This window comes from Thalassobacillus devorans, from assembly GCF_011761345.1.
In the GTDB taxonomy this organism is placed as follows: Bacteria; Bacillota; Bacilli; order Bacillales; family Halobacillaceae; genus Thalassobacillus; species Thalassobacillus devorans.
The window spans coordinates 334,214-354,668 of sequence record NZ_JAASRY010000002.1 but is presented as its reverse complement, the minus strand read 5'-3'; the positions used below and the strand labels follow the sequence as shown (position 1 = coordinate 354,668).

Sequence of the window (20,455 nt, the reverse complement as noted above, 5' to 3'; positions counted from 1 at the left end):
CGTTGTTATTTAAAAGTAAAAATAAAACCTCGTAATAACAACGTTGTTATTATAATTGTATGTATACTGTTTGTGTTTGTCAATGGTTTCAACTGATTTTTTCAGAAAATTAAATATAATAGATAGGTTAGCGTAGTGGTCGTTATAAAAAAGGAGGGTTTTAATTGTAGTTTCTCAGGTTACTTGGAAAAATAAAAAGGCTATCCTAATGAAGTATCGCAATAAGGCAGAACTCTATAACGACTATGATATCCAGCCGCTTAAACAAAAGTTCCGATAGGCCGGATTTTTTTGTTTTCCTCTTCCTTAACAGCGATCACTTTTTAATGCTGGAAAAGAACGAGAAGCTGGATAGAGAAAAGAAAGTTTTTATTTTTATGGATAAAAGCTAATCATACGTAAAGCAACCTTCCCAAATGGGAGGGCTGCTTTAGGTGCTACATCTATTATTCTATCTTCTCTTTACTTTTCAAAAGCAGCTAACGCCTTGCCACTTGGTTCAAAGTAGTATCCAACTGCTCCTAACACCCCGGCATTGACTCCAAGTGTCGATTTTACTATGTTTATATTTTTAGTCATGCTCGGTAGTCCCCGCTGGGCCACTGTCTTTTTGATTTCTGGCAGCAAAATTTCTGATAGATTCATGACCCCACCTCCAAATACGATGACTTCCGTATTTAGCAGATGGACCAGGCTGGTTACACCGACACCGATGGACACGGCCGCTTCTTTTAATATATCAAGGGAAAATGAGTCCCCTCCCTGAGCAGCTTTTCCCAACTTTTCAGCAGAAACTTTAGCCGGTGAAGTAAAAAAATCACTTTTTGCCCCCATTTTAAGTCTATGTTGAGCGGTTTTCGCTATAGCACTTCCTGATGCCAGATTTTCCAGACATCCGATATTGCCGCACCCGCACGCTTCCCCATTTGCATCGATCGAAATGTGCCCAAACTCCCCTGCACTTCCTCCTTCACCGGTAATCAGGCGCCCGTCACTTATAATGCCCGCTCCTATCCCTGTACTTACTGTGATATAAACGAGATTCTCTGAACCTTTTCCGGCTCCCCATATACTCTCGGCGATAGCAGCTGCATTAGCATCATTGACAATATGGACAGGCAGGGAGAATTCCTTTTCCAGCAGGCTTCCTACCGGAATGTTTTCCCACCCTAGATTGTTGGCAAAGATCACTTCTTTGTTAAGCGTATCTATTACCCCGGCGGTCGCGATGCCGATTCCCAGGATTCTGCTTTCATCCAAGTTTCTTTCATCTATAAGACGATAGATAGAGGACACCACTTGGTCATAAATTGCCTCTGGCCCCTCAGGTGCTAATGTTTCCAGTTCAACCTCAGTTAAAATACTTCCTTTTTCATCAATAAGAGCTGTAAGGATTTTCGTGCCGCCTAAATCGATTCCAATTGCTACATCTCTGCTAACTGCCATCATTTTCTCTCCTTATTTAACTAATAGAATGGAAAAAATGATCCATAATCTCTGAAGTTGCTTTCAATAGTACTTCGGGATGATGGGGATGAGGTGGTATTTCCGGAGCAATATATCCGCTATAACCATTTGTCTTAAGGGCCTCAGCCACGTTCATCCAATCAATATCCCCAGCTAATAATGGAACAAAACCATCGATATTTCCGACGGTTCCTTTAAAATCCTTAATATGAACACTCGCTAATTGATCAGAAAGCAGGTGAATCCACTGTTCTGGATACCCGGAATGAACCAGGTTCCCGATATCGAGATAAACTCCGACCAAAGGTGAGTCGATAGCTTCTATAAATCCCCTCATTTCCATTGGACTTAACAAAAACTTATTCCATACATTTTCTATACCAATGGTAACCTTCTTTTCCTCTGCTGATTCAGATAATCTCTTTATCGCTTCTATTGCCCGCTTATAGGCTGCGTCATAAGATACATCTTCTGTCACTAACCCCGGTACCACAAGGACTGTTTCTGCTCGACACTGACTGGCAATCTCCACCATCTTTTCAACGATATCTATCCCTTTTTGCCTCGTGTCTCTGTTTTCAGATGTCAACGGGCATTTCCAGAGCATTGCTGTAGAGATACTAAATATTTCAATCCCGTATTTGCTTGCTGTTTCTGTTACACGCCTTATTTCTTCTTCAGTGGTATCAAGCGTAAATATGGAGCCTTCTTTTTCTTCGACATTCAACTCCATGCCACGAAAACCCAGTTCTTTTGCGGTTCTGAATAGCTTTTCAGCGTCCCAATCTTCTGGAAAACACCAGGCATTTATTCCTTTTTTCATTCATTCAGCCCCTTTTCCCGTGCAATCTCCCTTGCTTCGATAGCTGTCTCCAGTGTTTGGATCACTTCCTTATCAGTGATGAGTGGCTGCTCTGTTCCACGAAAACAATTAATGAAATGCCTGAGCTCACGATAGAAAGGATCATTACACAAAGTTTCTTTGGACAGCATTCTTGATTTCCCTGAAGTATTCTTAAAGACAAAAGGAAGTTCATTTCTATTATCATAATGTACAAAGCCATTAGTTCCGTCTATTTCCACCCGCTGATGCAACCCGCCTTGATCGATACTTGTCCAGACCCCATTCACGGTTATCATTGGACCACCGTCCACTTTTAGATTAATTATGATGCCTTTTAACTTCTCTTCAGAAATAAGCTGACTGGAAATGATTTCAGGCTTTCCGAAATTCCAGACAATAAAATCTAAATCATGAATCACAAAATCGAGAAACAGTCCCCCGCTTTTGCTTTCATCCTTATACCATTCCTGGCCGACTAGCATCGGATAGTGAACCGACCTGGATAGTCGCACTAACTTAGGGTCACCCACGTCTTTTTCCTCCAGGACATGATGAATTTCCTGGTAAGCAGTCATGAAACGGCAAACCTGTGCGATATAAAGTACGACATTATTTTTTCGGCAAATATCAAACATTTTCTCAGCATCTTCCACAGTTAAAGCAGCCGGTTTTTCGCAAATGATGTGCTTCCCTGCTTCCGCTGCTTTCATAACCGTTTCTAAATGTAGAAAGTTGGGAAGACAGATATCAACCGCTTCAATTTCCGGATCATGTAAAACTTCGTCGATATTAGCCGTTGCTTTACAATCAACATTTTCCGCCATTATTTTTGCTCGCTCCACATCGACATCCACTATGGTCTTAATCCTGACGTCTTTCATCTTTTGATAAGCTGTTGTGTGCATCGTCGCTATATTGCCAGCTCCAATGATTGCTATGTTAAACATATCAACACAACCTTACCCATTAGTTACCGTCTGCTTTTGCTCTCCGGATTGATAGGCAGAGAGTGCCACTTCTAATGCTTTCAGGCCATCTGTTCCAGTGATTGAGGGTTTCCTGCCTTCTTTAATGGATTCTTTAAAATCGCGAATCAAGCTTTCGTCCATATCATCGCCCCAAAAATCCCAATTGACGCCTTCCTTATCACTATAGACATTGACTTTTTGATCGAAGGCATCGACGGTCAACGTACCTTCTGTACCAATGACTTCAAGCGTCACATCGCCCCATGTGGGGTAAGCATCGTTTCTGGACCAGCTGCAATCAAGCGTTGCAAACACCCCGTTTTCCAACGTCATCGTCAGGATGCCGCTATCGTCAATCTTGCCACCTGAAACGAGATTGTCATATTCGGCGTACACATCTGTCACTTCCGTGTCCATGAACCAGCGAAGCAAGTCGACAACATGGACGGTATGATCCATGACCGCTCCCCCGCCAGACAATTCCTTATCGATAAACCATCCACCGGGGTTCGTCCCACGATTCGTTCCTTTCACAGCCAATACCCTGCCTAGTTTACCAGTTTCAATCAGCTCTTTCGCTCGTTTGACAGGCGTATTGTACCGAACAGGAAAAGCGATTTGGAAGAAAACATCGTTCTTCCGGCAGCTTTCGATCATCACCTTAGCATCCTCTACCGTAGTGGCAATCGGCTTTTCGCATAGTATATTCTTTTTGGCATCTGCTGCTGCAACGACATGCTCCTTATGCTTTACATTCTCAGATGTCACGATGACTGAACTGATATCCGTTGCCAGAAGATCGTCATAACTTTCATAAAAAGTAGTTTGATAGGCCTCTGCTGCCTTCCTTCCGCGGACCGCATCTTCATCAAAGACACCAGCAAGTTCTAAATCACTATGTTTCTTTATTGCATCAGCGTAGCTGTAGGCATGCCCATGGGCAAAGCTTATGATTCCTATTTTCATCGTACATCCACCTCCATCAGTTCATTTATAGCGACAGGCTTTCCTGTATCACAGGACTGCTGGGCGGCTTTTGCAATTTTGATCGCCTGATATCCATCGTCTGCAGTGACAAGCGGTTCGTTCCCATTACTGATACAAGCGATGAAATGCTTCAATTCTTCACGATAAGGGTTCGAAGCGAGAGGGCTTTCAGGGACTTCCACACCTGCACTTCCTGCTTCTTTTTCTCTGGAAACATGCTTCAAAGGGCTGTTTTTGGCACTGTTATAATCGATAATGCCTTCTGTTCCGGCCACTTCAATTCCGGAAGAAAAGCCTTGATGTGCCCAAGTTCCTTCCAGGTGTGCCAGAACCCCGCTTTTAAAACGTAACGTGACAAGTGCATAGTCGATGCTCAGCTCATCAGCATCTTTTCTTGCAATTTTTTTAGCAAACACCCGCTCTACTTCTCCAAAACAAGAACGCAGATAGTCAAAGTCGTGCAAGAGCAAGTCCAAAATCAGACCGCCGCTTTTTGCAAAATCTCCATACCAGTTTTTCCAAGCTTTTGGAAAAGTGCCGCCTCTGGTTGTCCGCACTACTGCAGGTTTTCCTATCTTTCCTGCTTCTATAGTATCCTTAATTCGGTTGTACTCCTGGAAAAAACGGACAACATGACCGACAAACAACCTTACTTCTTGTTTGTGACAGTAATCGATCATTTCACGAGCTTCCTCGGAACTTCTGGCCAGCGGCTTTTCGCAGATGACATTCTTCACTTGGTCAGCAGCTTTCATGGCATACTCTTTATGCAAATAGGTTGGCAGACAAATATCAATAACATCAACATCTTCAAGCTGTGCCAGCGCCTCCTCGTAGGAATAGAATGGGCTTGTACCTACTTTAGCAGCCAGTTGATCAGCATGTTCCTTCCTGATATCCACAATCCCTGCGATTTCAACGTTATCCAGGCTGCTGTATGCCTCAGCATGTACAGTTCCCATCGTTCCTGCACCAAGTAATAATACCCTTATCATACTTTACCTCTCCTTTCTATTCTTTAATGGCTCCCGACATGAAGCCTTTAATGAAATACTTCTGGACAAAACTGAACATTACAGCAATCGGAAATGTCGAGATAACACTGGCAGCCATCATCTGATGCCAGTAGACAATGTTTTGTCCCGCAAAATCAGTCAATGCCAGGCTGATCGGTCTTAAGTGGGAATCAGATATGAAAATCAACGGAATCAACAAGTCATTCCAGGCCATAATGAAGGCGTAAATTCCAGCCATTGCAATTCCTGAGGCGGACAGGGGCATGACGATTTTGATGATCCCTTTCATTCGCGAACAGCCATCCATTGCTGCTGCCTGCTCCAATGTTTCTGGAACACTTTTCAAGTACCCATGAAGCAGCCAAACTGCCATTGGCAGCGTTAAAGCACAGTTCGTGATAATTACCCCAAATAAGGAGTTTAATAAGTTATAATTCTGTGCTAATTGATACAATCCAACGATTAAAACAATCGGGGAAAACATTTGTGTAACGAGCACAATGAAAAGCATGCTGTTCCTGCCGAAAAAGGAAAAACGGGAAATGCCATATGCAGCTGGAAAAGCCAGCAAAATTGTGATGATGGCAGTGGAAGAAGCAATGATTAAACTATTGAAAAAGGGAGCACTGAACTGATAGTCCCCGCCCCACACATTAACGTAGTTGCTCCACTGAGGGATTTCCGGAAACCATTCCGGCGGCCAGTTAAAAATACCCTCATAAGTCTGTAAAGAGGTGGTCAACATGATCCAAATCGGAAATAACATGATAATGAATATCCCCCATAACCCGATGTGGGTAGGGAGGTTTCTCCATTTTTTACTCAATTGGCTTCACCTCTCCTTTCTATTTAAAGTTCTTCCTGTCTCATTAATAGTCGCTTGTATAAAACTGTACAGATAGTCAGAATAATGAAGATGACTACAGCAATTGCAGCACCCATTCCTAAATCAAAAGAACCGAATGATAATTTATAAGCCTGTACGATTAGTGTCTGGGTTGCATCAACAGGACCCCCATGGGTCATTGGCCAGATGACACCGAATGAGTTGAATGTCCAAATCCCTGACATCGTAGTAGCGACCAGAATAATCGGCTTCATCATTGGCAGCGTTACGTGTATGAACTTTTGCAGTTTACTGGCACCATCCATACTGGCCGATTCATGAAGTTCCACTGGAATCGATTGGAGTCCAGCAAGGAACATCATCGCTAAAAACGGGATACCCAGCCACATATCCGTAATGGCCGTAGCGATAAACGCGGACATTTTATGACCTAGGAAAACATAAGGCTCCTGAAGGATGTTAACCTGCATCAGAATATAGTTCAGCATCCCGAACTGGCCGTCGAATATCCAGCGCCAGGTTACAGCAGCTACTACCATTGGCGTAACCCAGGGGATCATCAGCAGAATCAAATAAAAGCGTTTAAAAGCAATATCTCTGGCAAGCAATAACGCTATTCCTAAAGCGATAGCTGTCTTACCTCCGACTGATAAAGCAGTCCACGCCCCCGTCCTGCCCACGGTTTCCCAAAATGCCATGGAAGTGAACAAGTTGGCGTAATTCTCTAACCCAATAAATTGAACACCCAGATCAGGTCGGGTCATTATATTGCTGGTCAATGAAATATACAATATTCTTCCGATTGGATAAGCAACCATGATTAGCATGAATAAGATTAATGGAAGTAAATAGAAGAAAGGTGATTTTTCCGGCGATATATTGAATCGCATGCTTCTTTTCTTTACACCCATATTGGTATCACTTGCCTTGGTGTAAGAAGTAATCTTGAACACTCCTTTCCTGGCGTAAATCGAGGAGGCAGGTTCTCCACCTCCTCATTCACCTATTATTTGGGTTCAAGCTCTTGTTCTTTGATTTCTTTTGCTGCATCATCCAGTACGGTTTGAGGGTCTTCCCCATCTAATGCCCGTTGGACAGCAGTGGTAATTACATCCTGGAACGGCTCCCACACGGCAGGCATCGGCTGAGGCTCTCCATGTTCAATCATGTCAACAAAAGTCGAGAAGTAAGGATCTTCTTTAAAGAAGGGATCTTTCGCTTCCTCTGTTAACAGCGGTAGGGAACCATTACTTTTATCAAACTCTTTCTGTTCTTCAAGAGAAGTAAGAAACTCAATAAATTTCCATGATTCTTCCGGATGTTCCGTCTTAGCCGATACATAAATGGAATCGGACACCAGGATATTGGCCATCTTTTTGCCTTTTGGTAATGGAGCTGATGCATAAGGGGTATCTTCATTGTCAGGATCAACACCCATTAACGATTTTCCCCATGGTCCAATTACATACATAGCAATCTTTCCTTCTTTGAAAAGCACAGGTAAAAGTTCACGGTTATACTCCACCGGATTAGGAACTACTTTATGTTCTGTATAAAAATCAGTATAGTATTTCAAAGCTTCTACGGCTTCCGGTGAATTAATCGTTACATTTCCTTCTTCATCGAAGACTTCTCCCCCATTTTGTAAGAGATAATTGAAATATTGAGTAGTCGTGGACACATGGGCTGCTCCTGAAATTGCAAAACCATACATGCCTTCATTTTCTTCCTGCACCGTTTTTGCAGTCTCAACGAGCTCCTCCCATGTAGTCGGCGGCTCTTCAATTAAATCGGTACGATAAATCAAGGAACGTGCAGAAAAGGCACGAGGGATAGCATAAATTTCATCTTTATACTGAGAAGATTGTTGCAGTGCTTCCGGATATTCTTTAATTTTTTCAGAGGCCATATCTGTGAGAGGCAGTAAGGCTCCCATATCTGCAAATGCAGTCATCCAACGGCTTCCCCCAGCAAAAACATCTGGTGAAGATCCACCATTAAATCCTGTAACAAGTTTCTGGTAGGCATTATCCCAGCCTACAGCTTCGAGTTTCACTTTGATATCCGGGTTCTCTTCTTCGAACCTGTCAATGATATCTTGCACTCTTTCCCTAGTGTCAGGATCATCGGCACCTGGCTTTAAATAGGTGATTTCAACAGGACCATCTCCCCCAGACTCCCCTCCTGTTTGACCGGAACATGCTGCCAATATCAGCGCGATACTAAGCAATAACATCGTCAGTAATTTTTTCACCTTTTGCCATCTCCTTTATAATTTAATCATTAACCCCTTGAAATGTATGCGCTTACAACGGAACTTCAAAAATCTCCTCCAAAGCTACAGATGCTGCACCTTTTAATTGGAAATCACCTCCCAGAGTGGTCGCTTGTATTTCCAGACCATCGATGAAGATATCAAATGCAAGCTCCTTCACTTTTTCACGAAGTCTATTGATAAAATAAGAATCACTAGTGATTGGACCCCAGCCGATTAAAATTACTTCTGGGTTGAAAAGATTGACCAAGGTTACCAGTCCATTTGCCATATACTCGATAGTTTCTTCTATAACACTCAAAGCAAGTTCATCCTCATCTTGAAGCGCTTTCAAAAAATCCCCTTGTGAAACTTCCTCAAGTTTTTGATGACCATCCATCATTCTGGTAGGTGTACCTTTCTCTAGATGACCCTTAATACTTTCTTGAATGGAAGGCCAGTTCACATAATTCTCTAAGCAGCCTCTGTTTCCGCATTCGCAAAGAATGCCATTATTATCAATTGTAATGTGACCAAACTCCCCAGCTCCCCCGTGTGACCCACGGAAAATCTGATCCTCGATCACAATTCCAGAACCTATCCCGTCACCCATCTGGATATAAATCAAATTTCTTTTAGCACCATAATGGCCGTATTTGTTTTCTGCAAGTGCTATGGAATTAGCATCATTATCAATCCAGGCTTTTAATCTGAACCGCTCTTCCACCATTTCTTTTAACGCAATATTTTCCAGATGCATCTTAGCATTGTTACGGATGATCCCTTTTTTAGCGTCTATGATTCCTGGAGTGATAATCGAAACACCAAGGCACAAGGACAAATCTTCACACGAATCAAGATAATCACCGATTCTGTCAAGCGTATAACCGATGACATCCGGATGAGATTGAAAATCATCAGCATAAACCTCTTTATCTTTCACATCTGCTTCCATGTTTAATTTTCCAATTATAATAGAAGAATTAGTAATAGAAACCCCAAGTATAAATTTACTATCGGGAGCAAATTGAAGATATACCGGCTTTCTTCCACCACTCGATTCTCCTACCCCTCCTACTGTTACCATCCCTTCTTCAAGCAGCTCATTTACTGCGGAGGTGACCGTCGTAGGACTTAACTTGTTCTGCTTCGCTATTTCGCTTCTTGATATAGGACCGCGTTCACGAATAGTTTTCAAAATGATATATTGATTGATTTCTTGCATCAGCTTCAAGCCGCCAGTTTTTTTCATTGTCCCCTCCTGTCCTCCCTTTTTTGCTTTAATACATTCAAACTTACTTTTTCCAGTGACTTTATTAAGTTATGGTTATACTATAACACTCCTTCTCTTGAAAATAAATAAAATTTTTAGAATTTTTTAAATAGTAAATAATAGAAAACTGTATTGCTCACTAGAAGTTCAAAACCCCAGTTCCTCCAAATTCTGGAGGACCTGGGGTTTAAAAACTATTAACTTTATACCCAGCGGGTAGTCAGGACTTTTTTGCGTGTATAGAATTCAAGACCGTCTTTTCCGTTAGCATGAAGATCGCCGTAGAAAGAGTCTTTCCAGCCGGAGAATGGAAAGAAAGCCATTGGAGCTGGCACACCGATGTTGACACCAAGCATACCTGCATCGATTGTTTCGCGGAATTGACGTACACTTCCTCCATCTCTTGTAAAGATACAAGCACCATTGGCGAAGCGGGATTGGTTGGTCAGTGACACGGCTTCATTTAGGTCTTTTACGCGGGCAATGGACAATACTGGAGCAAAGATTTCATCCTGCCAGATTTTCATCTCTGTCGTTACGCTGTCAAAAATGGTTGGCCCTACAAAATAGCCTTCTCTTTTAGTATCTTCATCATTACGGCCATCACGAACGAGTTTGGCTCCTTCTTTCTCACCAGCTTCAATATAGTTAAGGGTACGTTCCTTATGGTTTTCCCTGATTACTGGTCCGAGGAAGACTCCTTCATCCAAACCGTTTCCGATGGTTATTTCATTAGCTTTATCAGTTAGCAGCTCAATGAACTCATCGGCAACCGAATCTTCAACCGCTACCACTGATGCTGCCATGCATCGTTCACCCGCAGACCCGAAAGCAGCGTTCAGGATTTGGGTAGTGGCATTATCGATATTCGCATCCTTCAAGACAATAGAGTGGTTTTTAGCTCCCGCAAGCGCCTGTACGCGCTTTAAGTTTTCTGTGCCGCGTTTGTATACATATTCTGCAACGGGCTGAGATCCGACAAATGAAATTGCTGCAATATCTTTATGGTCAAGCAGTCCATTAACCACATCATGGGCTCCATGTACAATATTGAACACACCTTTTGGCAGTCCCGCTTCTTCCAAGAGCTCTGCGAGACGATTGGCAAGGAGTGGCGTGCGCTCGGACGGTTTCAGCACGAATGTATTACCAGTAACAATCGCCATTGGGAACATCCAGGCAGGTACCATCATCGGGAAGTTGAATGGTGTGATTCCACCGATTACTCCGATTGGATAACGGTATACCCCTGACTCAAGGCCTGCTGCAATCGATGGAAGTTGTTCTCCCATCATCAAGGATGGAGCACCAGCAGCGAATTCAACATTTTCAATTCCACGCTGAACTTCTCCATAAGCTTCTTTGAAGCTTTTTCCATTTTCAATTGTTACGATTTTCGCCAGCTCATCCCAATTATCAACAAGTAACTGTTGAAACTTGAACATAATGCGTGCCCGTTTAGGAACGGGTACTTCCTTCCATTCTTGAAAAGCTTCATCAGCGATTTTCACTGCATCCTCCACATCATTAACAGAAGAAATGGGAACATGGGCAATGACTTCTCCTGTTGCTGGATTGTAAACAGGTTCTGTTTGATCAGATTTCGCGTCTACCCATTCGCCGCCGATATAGTTTTGAAGTGTTTTTACTTGTGTTTGTGTCATAATAAAATTCCTCCTAAAATGTTTTTAAAAAATAGAATACAAGAATACTGCAAAGAACATGACAATTAATGGAACAACTACACTTAACATAAAGATAGGTTTATAGGCTCTTTTATGAGTTTCTCCACAAATCGCCCGTACAGTAGTTACTACATAACCGTTATGAGGCAATGAATCAATCCCCCCTGACGCCAGTGCTGATACTCGGTGCATGGCACCGGGGTCCAGCCCCTGACTCATATAGATTGGGGCAAGGATCGGCAAAGCGATTCCTAATCCACCAGAGGCTGATCCAGTTATCCCACAAACTACTGTCACCCCTACAGCCAGTCCGAGCAATGGCGGCCCAGGCATGTTGACCAGTCCATCCACTACACTATCAAAAGCTGATACTTGTGCAGCGACACTTCCAAAACCGACAACAGCACAAGTATTGGCAAGTGCCACTAATGCATTTTGTGTTCCGATAGCAAGTGATCCCCAAAACTCGGTCAAAAAGCGATACATAGATACACAAGCCAGGGCAATACCTGTAGTCAAAGCAATTAACAAGGCTGTAGTAGGATTCATGAATTGTCCGAGTACATTTAAAAGTACGATGACTAATACAAGCGGTAAAACAGCAACGATTACATTCGGTAATCCATTAGTTTTTTCTGGTTCTGATTGATAGTCACTTTCCAACTCTCCCGCCTCCACGGCAGAAGCTGTTTCATTTATTGCTGCTGCAGAAGCAGATGGAAGCATGAAAGATTCCCCATTAGCTGAGGCTTTCCTTACCATCCTTCCAAGCCACAAACCTCCACTTACCATGACAAGCAATGCACTTAAAACACCGATAAACCCGCCAGCAGTGGGTGTTGTCTCAAAAAACTCTGTCGGTATGATATTTTGAATTTCTGGCGAACCTGGTGCAGTCATCGTAAAGGAGATCGAACCGAAAACTAATGCAGCAGGAATGAAGCGATGCGGCAGATTAGCTGCACGGAATAATGAAACAGCTATCGGGTAGACCGCAAAACCTACAACAAACAAACTGACACCGCCATAGGTCATAATAGCCGCTGCTGCCACCACAGCGAATACTGCGCGTTTAGCCCCGAAGGTATTTTTTATCCATTGCGCAATGCTTTCTGCGGACTTTGTTTCCTGCATGATCTTTCCAAAAATTGCACCCAGTAAAAATACTAAAAACCAGGCTGCGAAATAACCAGTAAATCCATTCATATAGTCCTCTTTAAGTGCGGTTTCTAAATCCAGTCCACCGGTAACCGCTATTAAAACAGAACTGATTAGGGCGGCAATAATGATGTTGACGCCTTTCATCGTAAGGTAGATCAATAATGCAAGCGATGCAATTAGCCCAAGTAAACCGATTACGTCCATGTCTCCCTCCTCCTATATCCGGTTAGCCTACGTTGCTTTCTGCAGAGAAATTATACTCATAGCAAGCGTTATATAGTTCTTCGATTTCTGATTGGGTTGGTACTCTTGGGTTATTGGCTGGGCTGCCACTAGCTAATGCATCAGAAGCCATCTTGTTGATAGCGGTTTCAAATTGTTCCTTATTAATACCCCAGCCACTTAAGTTAGGGATCTTTAAATCCATACATAACTTTTTCACTGAGTTAACAGCTAAATCCGCAGCTACCTCATCCGACAGGTCATCTGATTCAGGAGAGAAAATCCTTCCCAAATCAGCAAGACGTTTTACAGCATATTCTCTGCTGTACTCCAGTATGGCCGGTAGCAGCATCGCATTTGAATACCCATGTGGAACATGGAACAAAGCGCCGATTGGGCGTGACATGCCGTGCACTAAACAAACAGACGAGTTGGAAAAAGCAATGCCTGCCTGCAAGGACCCTAACGCCATACATTCTCTTGCCTCCAGGTTTTCTCCGTTTTGATATGCAGTATTAATGTTTTCTACAATTAACTTCATTGCAGAAAGCGCCATCGAATCAGTCATTGGATGGGACCGTTTTGAAATAAAAGCCTCAACCGCATGACTAAGAGCATCAATTCCAGTTGCTGCTGTTACGTGCTGTGGCGACGAAATTGTCAGTAACGGATCAACAATAGCGACATCCGGCATAAATGCTGGCTGCTTAATCATCATCTTCACATCATTGCTCGTGTTGGTAATGATGGTAACATCTGTTGCTTCCGACCCTGTACCCGCCGTTGTCGGAAGAGCAATATGAGGAACCGGTTTTTTGTCCGCTATTTTATTACCGCCCATATAGTCCCCTATATAACCTCCGTTAGTTACTAATATAGCAATTGCCTTGGCAGTATCAATACAGCTTCCACCACCAATTGAAATCACAACATCACATTTTTCCTTTTCGAACAATTCCAGAGCCTCTTGAACATAAATATCTGTCGGTTCTGACTCAACCCCTAAGTAGACAGCGCTTTCAATTCCTGCCTGAGTTAGGTAATCACGTCCTTCACTAATGTAACCTAACTTTTCCATGATTTTATCACTAACTATAAGTGCCTTATTTCCTCTTTCAGCTGCTTCTTTTCCCAGTGCTTCAAACGAATTGCGCCCATAATTAATGGTACTTGGCATTCGAAAGACAGCATAATCCTCCATTTAACTCACACCCTTTTTTTAGTCTTCATCCTTACTAATGCAAAAAGCGTGCCAAGTTAATAATGCTGCTATACTGACAATTTCGAAATTTTGATGTAGCGTAACCACTACAGTTTGCTGTGTTTTATCTACACTACAGTTTGTTTATTTGATACTTTTTTATCTTTTGATACAAGGTTGTTCGATGAATTCCTAATTGCTCTGCTGCCTTCGATTTATTTCCACCTGTATTTCTCAATGCATCGCAAATTAGCTCTCTTTCTTTTTCATCCCCGATTGTTTTTGCCTGATGGATTAAGGTGATGGAATTATCGGGTAATTCTTCTGGTTTTTCCTTGCCCATAATATCCACAGGCAAATGATGTACACCTATTATACTGTCATCCACCAGAACGATTAGTTTTTCAAGAGTATTGATCAGCTCTCTGATATTCCCTGGCCAAGTGTATTTCATAAACAAAGCCAACGCTTCTGAAGTCATGACTTTTTTGGGCTGTTGATACCTCTTACATAAGCTATTAATATAGTAGGATACTAACTTAGGAATATCTTCTGTTCGATCGCGTAGTGGAGGGATTGGGATCTCAATAATATTGAGACGATAATAGAGATCCTCACGAAAGTCGCCCGCTTCCACCATTTTCTGGAGGTTTCGGTTTGTTGCAGCTATTATTCTAGCGTTAATCTCATATTCATGGGCACCTCCAACACGATCCACCCTTTTCTCCTGCAGAACCCGCAATAATTTAGCCTGCATCATTAATGGCATTTCACCAATTTCATCTAAAAATATCGTCCCATTCTCAGCTAATTCAAACTTTCCTGGTTTCCCGCCTTTCCTTGCTCCAGTAAATGCACCTTCCTCATAACCAAATAATTCGGACTCAAATAAATGCTCAGGTATGGCGCCACAATTCACACTAATAAACGGTCCAGATGAACAAGCACTTAAATGATGTATTCCTCTCGCGTACATTTCCTTTCCTGTCCCGCTTTCTCCGGTAATTAATACAGTGGCATCAGTTTTAGCTACTTTCCTGGCCAATCTCTTCCTATTAGATGTACTTTCACTATCACCAATGATTTGATCGAGCGTCATGGTATGCTTCTCCTGCCTCTTAGTTGTACAGGACTGTGGTACTGGCGATTGAATTTGCCGGTTATTCTCTTGCAAGCGTTCGTAGATGCGGTAAACTTCTGTCACTCCTTCGAAGATTAAAATCCCTATGGCACCCACAACTTTATCATTTTTCCAGATAGGGATTCGATGGACAATCATCGCCTGCCCCTGAATATACTGGATAACCCCCCGCTCAGGCATCCCCGTTTTCAATGTATCTGGCAATTTGGTATTATCGATTACTTCTTCTACATGGCGTCCAATAGCACTTTCAGGAGAGATTCCGGTAAAGCGGCTATAAGCATCATTAAATTCCCGTACAATGCCATGTTCATCTACTACCGCTACACCTTCGTAGGCACTCTCTAAAATTTCATTTAAAATTTCTGCAGAATGTTCCTTTTGATTCATATCTTTCATATAAGTGTGAAGACACTTCAAAATATGATTAGTCGTTAATAAACCAATCAGACGCCGATCATCATCAACCACTGCGAAGTTCCTATGGTTAAGGGAGAGTACATCCATTAATGAGGCATCAATATGAACAATAGAATAATCATCTTGAGTTACATAGTTTGATACAGAGGCTTCTGACTGGCGATCAAGTAAGGCCTCCATCATTATTTTGGGGGATATTAATCCAGTCGGTTTTAATTTCTGATCTACAATGGGGAGAAATTGCAGCTCGTTATCCATAAGAAGCTTTGCAGCTTTTCGGACGGATGTATTATCAAAAATAAATTGGGGCGAAACCATCCATTTTTTTATACTTAGCAAATTCTCTTTCCCATAATCTTTTTTGTCCTTGTGCATGAAATCCTGAACCACTTTCTTCACCACCGAGTTTTGTTGTAGTTGTTTAACTTTTATATTAACAAATTATAAGTTATTAAGTTTTCCAACTTCACAAGGTAAATATTATCAACCCTGATTCTTGCATAACTACATCTTTACATTAAATGAGTAAAGCTATGTTCGTATATAGAGGTTTAAATTTATGACGCTGCTCCCCGATTTACAGTAACCTCCCTGTCGGGAAATAAGCATGTAAAAATTCCTCCTATACCAAATCAGATAAAAAGCGAGCAGACGCTAATCTGCTCGCTTCCTTATTAACGTATCGTTTCCAACAAACCATACGCTTCTTCTTTAGTCTTCACATGCAATAAATCTTCGCGGAATTTCTCATCCATCAAACGACGAGACAACATCTGCAAGATTTTCAAATGATCATCGCCCTGACGTTCCTTTGGTACAGCAATCATGAAAATGAGCTTCGCAGCGGTTCCGTCCATGCTGTTCCAGTCGACACCGTCACGCTTAATGCCAAACACGACGGCCGGCGTTTTAACAGCGGAAGACTTTCCATGGGGAATGGCGATGTTCATGCCCAGTCCTGTGCTGCTTTCCTGCTCGCGGTTCAAAATTGCTTGTTTGAATTCCGTTTTGGAATCAAGGACACCTTCTGTATCTAATGTCTGAATCAATTCATCAATCACATCATCCCGTGAAGAGCCTTCCAAATCAATATTGATCAATTCAGGCGTGGTAATATCCGTCAATTTATTGATTTCTTTTGGCTGTTCCACCGGCTCTGGTTCTGTCTCAGTAGTCTCTTCCGCAGGCTGATCGGCAACCTCTGCTTCTCCTGCTAGTACTCCTGCTACTGCAACATCCTTTTTTAGAAAGTTAACGAGGAATGCGGTGACAACTACACCAACTGCGATTGCAATAAAAAACATCAATACGTTATCTACTGCACCGAGCACAGCCACAATCGGACCGCCGTGGGCGACACGGTCCCCAACGTTACTCATCATCGCGATAACAGACCCGGTCATCGAACCGACGATGATACTCGGAATGACACGAAGCGGATCTTGTGCCGCGAAAGGAATCGCACCTTCTGTGATTCCGAATAATCCCATCGTAAACGATGCTTTACCTGTTTCACGCTCTGACTGCTGGTATTTCTTTTTGTTGATAAAAGTCGCAAGCCCCATGCCAATCGGCGGGATAGCGATAGCGGCAGCGATCGGTCCCATGATTTCATAGTTTCCTTCACCAATCATGGCAGCCCCGAATAAAAAGGCAACCTTATTAAACGGACCACCCATATCGACCGCGATCATAGCTCCAAGAATCATTGCCAGCACGATTGAACTTGTGCCCTGCATACCTTCGAGCCATCCGGTAAGTCCTTCGAACACACTTGCTACCGGTGCACCAATGACGAAGATGAACAATAAACCGACAACCAACGAACCGATGATCGGAATAAAAATAATCGGCATGACCGGCTGGATAGCCTGTGGTACTTTAAGTTTCTTGATAGCCAATACAACATAACCTGCAAGGAAACCAGCTATGATACCACCGATGAATCCAGCTCCTGCTTCACTTCCGTAAAAACTTCCGTTGGCAGCAATATAACCACCGATGATACCAGGTGCTAAACCTGGACGGTCCGCGATACTGACAGCAATGAACCCTGCTAAAATCGGTACCATGAACGTGAATGATGCGCCGCCCAATGCTTCAATCTGTTTCCAGAAAGAATCTTCCGGAATGACGATGCCACCAGGTGTCTGCTCGCCTCCAAGCGCTAATGCGAGCGCTATCAACAGACCACCTACAACGATGAACGGGATCATGTAAGAGACACCATTCATCAAGTGACGATAAACCGGGTTTTCTTTTTCTTTCTTTTGATTTTTCGCTTCTGCGACAGAAGCCATCCCCGCCTTGTAAACGGATACATCCCCGTCCTGGATTCGCTTGATCAATTCTTTCGGCTGGCGGATACCTTCCTGAACTCCAACGACGATAAGTTTTTTTCCAATGAAACGCTCCTTGGAAACTTCTTTGTCACTGGCAATGATGATGCCATCCGCTTCCTCAATATCTTTATCGGTCAACGCATTTTCCACACCAATCGAACCCTGTGTCTCAACCTTGATATCGACGCCCATTTCTTCGCCTACTTTTTGTAAATTTTCAGCAGCCATATACGTATGAGCGATTCCGACCGGACACGCAGTTACAGCTAGTATTTTCATGTCGTTTCCCCCTCACTTATTTGTTGTAACTATAGAATACGACATTTTTCGCCATAAAAAATAATTCATTTTTACCGGAGCTGTGGTAAAAATGAATTATTTAGAAAAAGACTCTAGAATATCGATCACTTCTCTTGCGCTCCACGCTTTTATCAACTGCTGAAGAAGTTCCGGACTTTCACTTAGGCTGGAAATTGCCTGGATAAGCGGTTTGGTCATATGCTGGTCATTTTTTGCAATCGCCAAAAGAAACACAACAGACACATGTTCCGTTCCCCATTCTAAAGGTTCCTTCAATACCGCCATGGCGACAGTAGACCGGTGGACTTCCTCCGAATGTGCATGGGGAATAGCGATTCCGCCTCCAATCGACGTTGCCGAAGATCGTTCTCTTGCTATAGCACTATGGGGAAAGAGTGAAGTGACCCTTCCTTTTTCCATTAAGCCATTAGCCAGTAATTCGACAACCTTAAACCGATGCTCCTCGCGAACATTAAGATGAATAAAAGCCTCATCCAATAGCCCGACTAAGCCATCCAGCCCGCGTTCAGAATGGTTTTCCTTTTCCATCGCTTGTAAAAAATCATCCAGCCGCTTTTTGTCTTGGGCTTCAAGCAGCGGAGAAACTACCAGGCTTGGAACTTTTATGTCAGTTAATGATTTTGTAGAAATTACGAGATCTACGGGCTGCTGCTTCAGCATTTCATCTACTTGCCATTGTCCCACGCTTCCGATAATGTCAAAACCTGTGTACGATTGTTCAATCTTTGCCTGAAGCAAATGGGACATGCCCACACCAAGGTCGCAAACAATCACGACCTTCTTTGTTGTATTTCTTTTTTGCTGCAGGCGCTCGACTGCTGCTTGAAAATGGAGCACTAAATAAGCTGCTTCTTCCTCAGGAAAGGAAAGCTCATATGTTTCTGCTAATTCTTCCAAGGCAAGCACAACCATGCTGAACATGTATGGATACTTTTTCTTTATATCACTTAAAAGCGGATTTTGAATCGTAAAGCCAAATTGTACCCGATTGATTGTCGGTTCCAAATGCGTATGCAGCCCATCTACCAAAGTTTGATCCGTGGTAAAATCCACGAGTGTAAGCCTCTTCATTTTTGAAATCAACTGACTCACGATTTCCGTTACCCCGGATCCCTTTTCTTTTCGTGCGTGGTGGACCCCTTTACTGCTTACGAGATGAAGTGCGAAATAAGCCTGCTCATTTTCCGGGAACTTCATCTTTAGTTCACGCTCGAGTCGTTTGATAAACCAAGTAGCAATTCCGTATTCCTCTGTTTCTTGAACGGAGGCTTTTTCTGTATCTTTCAGTTGGATGGGAGCATGCTGGGCTGTCCGTTTAATCATGACAAGCGCATGAATCAACAGGCTTTCATAGTCTCCCTCGCTCGTTAATACTGAAAAGTGATGCTGCATATCCTTCAGGAAATCCCTGACGATTTTCACCTCATAAGGAGGGAATAAGTCTAAAATGTCTTTATTATTGCCTGAGCGTGAGGAGATGAGTTCAGGGAGACGGGCTAACGCATTTCGTTTCTGCAGCTCCCCGCCCTGAATGATATGCCCCAGCCGCTGCTTTGAAATCAATTCAAGATTAAACCGCCGCAGCCAGCGTGCAATCAATGCTAAATCATTTTTAATGACGTTTTTATTCACAAAATAATTATCGGCAAGCTGTGTCAACGTAACAGCGCGATCGTTAACTAGTAAGTGGTAAGTTATTTCAAGCAGGCGATCTTCCTCCGACTTCGTTTCAGACTGATACAGGCGATCGAACAGACGGGACTTTTCATCCTGGCTGATGGAAAGGCGAACTCCTAGTCCGGGTTTACGGATCAACGAAGCAGCTGGATAGTCAGCTAGAAATGACTGCACCTCTTTTAAATCATTACGAACCGTCTTCTCGGAGCAATCCAGTGTACCTGCCAGCTCGTTCACCTGTTTATATTCATTTGAATTAAGAGCCAAAATGCGGACTAGCTCTTTTTGTCTGTCGTTCATGTCAACCACCTGCTGCCTTCATTGAAATCACCTTCATTCTACCCGATAGGTGCTGTATCGACAAATTACTTTATACGCTCACCCTGTTTTACGACAGGAACCATTATTTAGAAAGATTTGATTAAACGTTTAATCAACAAGCTTCATTGTCTCTCATACAAGCTTTACTTCTCATATAATTTTAATAGTGTCACTCTTATTTTCGAATTTGTCTCTCTTTTCTTCAAAATCGTCTCTCATACAGTAGTATGTTTCACTCATATGCTCTTATTTTCTCACAAATGCTTCATTTGTCTCTCATCCAGCCAAAATGAGCAGGAATTTACCTG

Annotated in this window: 15 protein-coding genes; all 15 read right to left on the bottom strand. The window is 42.8% G+C overall.

All coding sequences use genetic code 11. The features are described from left to right. Window positions 1–462: 462 nt before the first annotated feature. Window positions 463–1,446, bottom strand: coding sequence for an ROK family protein (locus FHS45_RS08945; RefSeq protein WP_062441826.1), 984 nt, complete (start codon window positions 1,444–1,446; stop codon window positions 463–465). A 16-nt stretch (window positions 1,447–1,462) separates the two neighbouring features. Continuing rightward, on the bottom strand, window positions 1,463–2,290 hold the full coding sequence (locus tag FHS45_RS08940; RefSeq protein WP_062441827.1) for a sugar phosphate isomerase/epimerase family protein: 828 nt from the start codon (window positions 2,288–2,290) through the stop codon (window positions 1,463–1,465). Next, window positions 2,287–3,258 carry a Gfo/Idh/MocA family protein gene (locus FHS45_RS08935; RefSeq protein ID WP_062441832.1) on the bottom strand — a complete coding sequence of 324 codons (972 nt, stop codon included), beginning with the start codon at window positions 3,256–3,258 and terminating at the stop codon, window positions 2,287–2,289. The genes FHS45_RS08940 and FHS45_RS08935 overlap by 4 nt, the downstream gene beginning before the upstream one ends. Before the next feature lie 12 nt (window positions 3,259–3,270). Beyond that, a complete protein-coding gene (locus FHS45_RS08930) occupies window positions 3,271–4,245 on the bottom strand; it encodes a Gfo/Idh/MocA family protein (protein ID WP_062441834.1) in 975 nt (324 codons plus the stop codon). After that, window positions 4,242–5,261: a Gfo/Idh/MocA family protein gene (locus FHS45_RS08925; RefSeq protein WP_062441837.1), complete on the bottom strand. Its 1,020-nt coding sequence runs from the start codon at window positions 5,259–5,261 to the stop codon at window positions 4,242–4,244. Before FHS45_RS08925 ends, FHS45_RS08930 begins: the two co-directional genes overlap by 4 nt. 16 nt (window positions 5,262–5,277) lie before the next feature. Then, window positions 5,278–6,108, bottom strand: a complete 831-nt coding sequence (locus tag FHS45_RS08920; protein ID WP_062441841.1) for a carbohydrate ABC transporter permease — start codon at window positions 6,106–6,108, stop codon at window positions 5,278–5,280. Window positions 6,109–6,131: 23 nt separating this feature from the next. Next, window positions 6,132–7,082 carry a carbohydrate ABC transporter permease gene (locus FHS45_RS08915; RefSeq protein WP_166761394.1) on the bottom strand — a complete coding sequence of 317 codons (951 nt, stop codon included), beginning with the start codon at window positions 7,080–7,082 and terminating at the stop codon, window positions 6,132–6,134. A 53-nt stretch (window positions 7,083–7,135) separates the two neighbouring features. Beyond that, the gene (locus FHS45_RS08910; RefSeq protein WP_062441848.1) at window positions 7,136–8,383 is read right to left on the bottom strand and encodes an ABC transporter substrate-binding protein; all 1,248 of its coding nucleotides are present in this window, start codon (window positions 8,381–8,383) and stop codon (window positions 7,136–7,138) included. Window positions 8,384–8,435: 52 nt separating this feature from the next. Then, window positions 8,436–9,635: an ROK family transcriptional regulator gene (locus FHS45_RS08905; RefSeq protein ID WP_062441851.1), complete on the bottom strand. Its 1,200-nt coding sequence runs from the start codon at window positions 9,633–9,635 to the stop codon at window positions 8,436–8,438. A gap of 224 nt (window positions 9,636–9,859) precedes the next feature. Further along, entirely contained in the window at window positions 9,860–11,320 is a 1,461-nt protein-coding gene (locus tag FHS45_RS08900; protein WP_062441854.1) for a CoA-acylating methylmalonate-semialdehyde dehydrogenase, read from the bottom strand. A 24-nt stretch (window positions 11,321–11,344) separates the two neighbouring features. After that, complete coding sequence (locus FHS45_RS08895) at window positions 11,345–12,706, bottom strand: GntP family permease (protein ID WP_062441857.1); 1,362 nt, start codon at window positions 12,704–12,706, stop codon at window positions 11,345–11,347. A gap of 22 nt (window positions 12,707–12,728) precedes the next feature. Continuing rightward, window positions 12,729–13,925, bottom strand: a complete 1,197-nt coding sequence (locus FHS45_RS08890; protein ID WP_062441860.1) for an iron-containing alcohol dehydrogenase — start codon at window positions 13,923–13,925, stop codon at window positions 12,729–12,731. 133 nt (window positions 13,926–14,058) lie between these two features. Next, the gene (locus tag FHS45_RS08885; RefSeq protein ID WP_062447524.1) at window positions 14,059–15,861 is read right to left on the bottom strand and encodes a sigma-54-dependent Fis family transcriptional regulator; all 1,803 of its coding nucleotides are present in this window, start codon (window positions 15,859–15,861) and stop codon (window positions 14,059–14,061) included. Window positions 15,862–16,160: 299 nt separating this feature from the next. Next, window positions 16,161–18,107, bottom strand: a complete 1,947-nt coding sequence (locus FHS45_RS08880) for a PTS fructose transporter subunit IIABC (protein WP_062441863.1) — start codon at window positions 18,105–18,107, stop codon at window positions 16,161–16,163. Between the two features lie 96 nt (window positions 18,108–18,203). Then, window positions 18,204–20,126, bottom strand: coding sequence for a BglG family transcription antiterminator (locus tag FHS45_RS08875; protein ID WP_062441866.1), 1,923 nt, complete (start codon window positions 20,124–20,126; stop codon window positions 18,204–18,206). Window positions 20,127–20,455 lie beyond the last annotated feature (329 nt).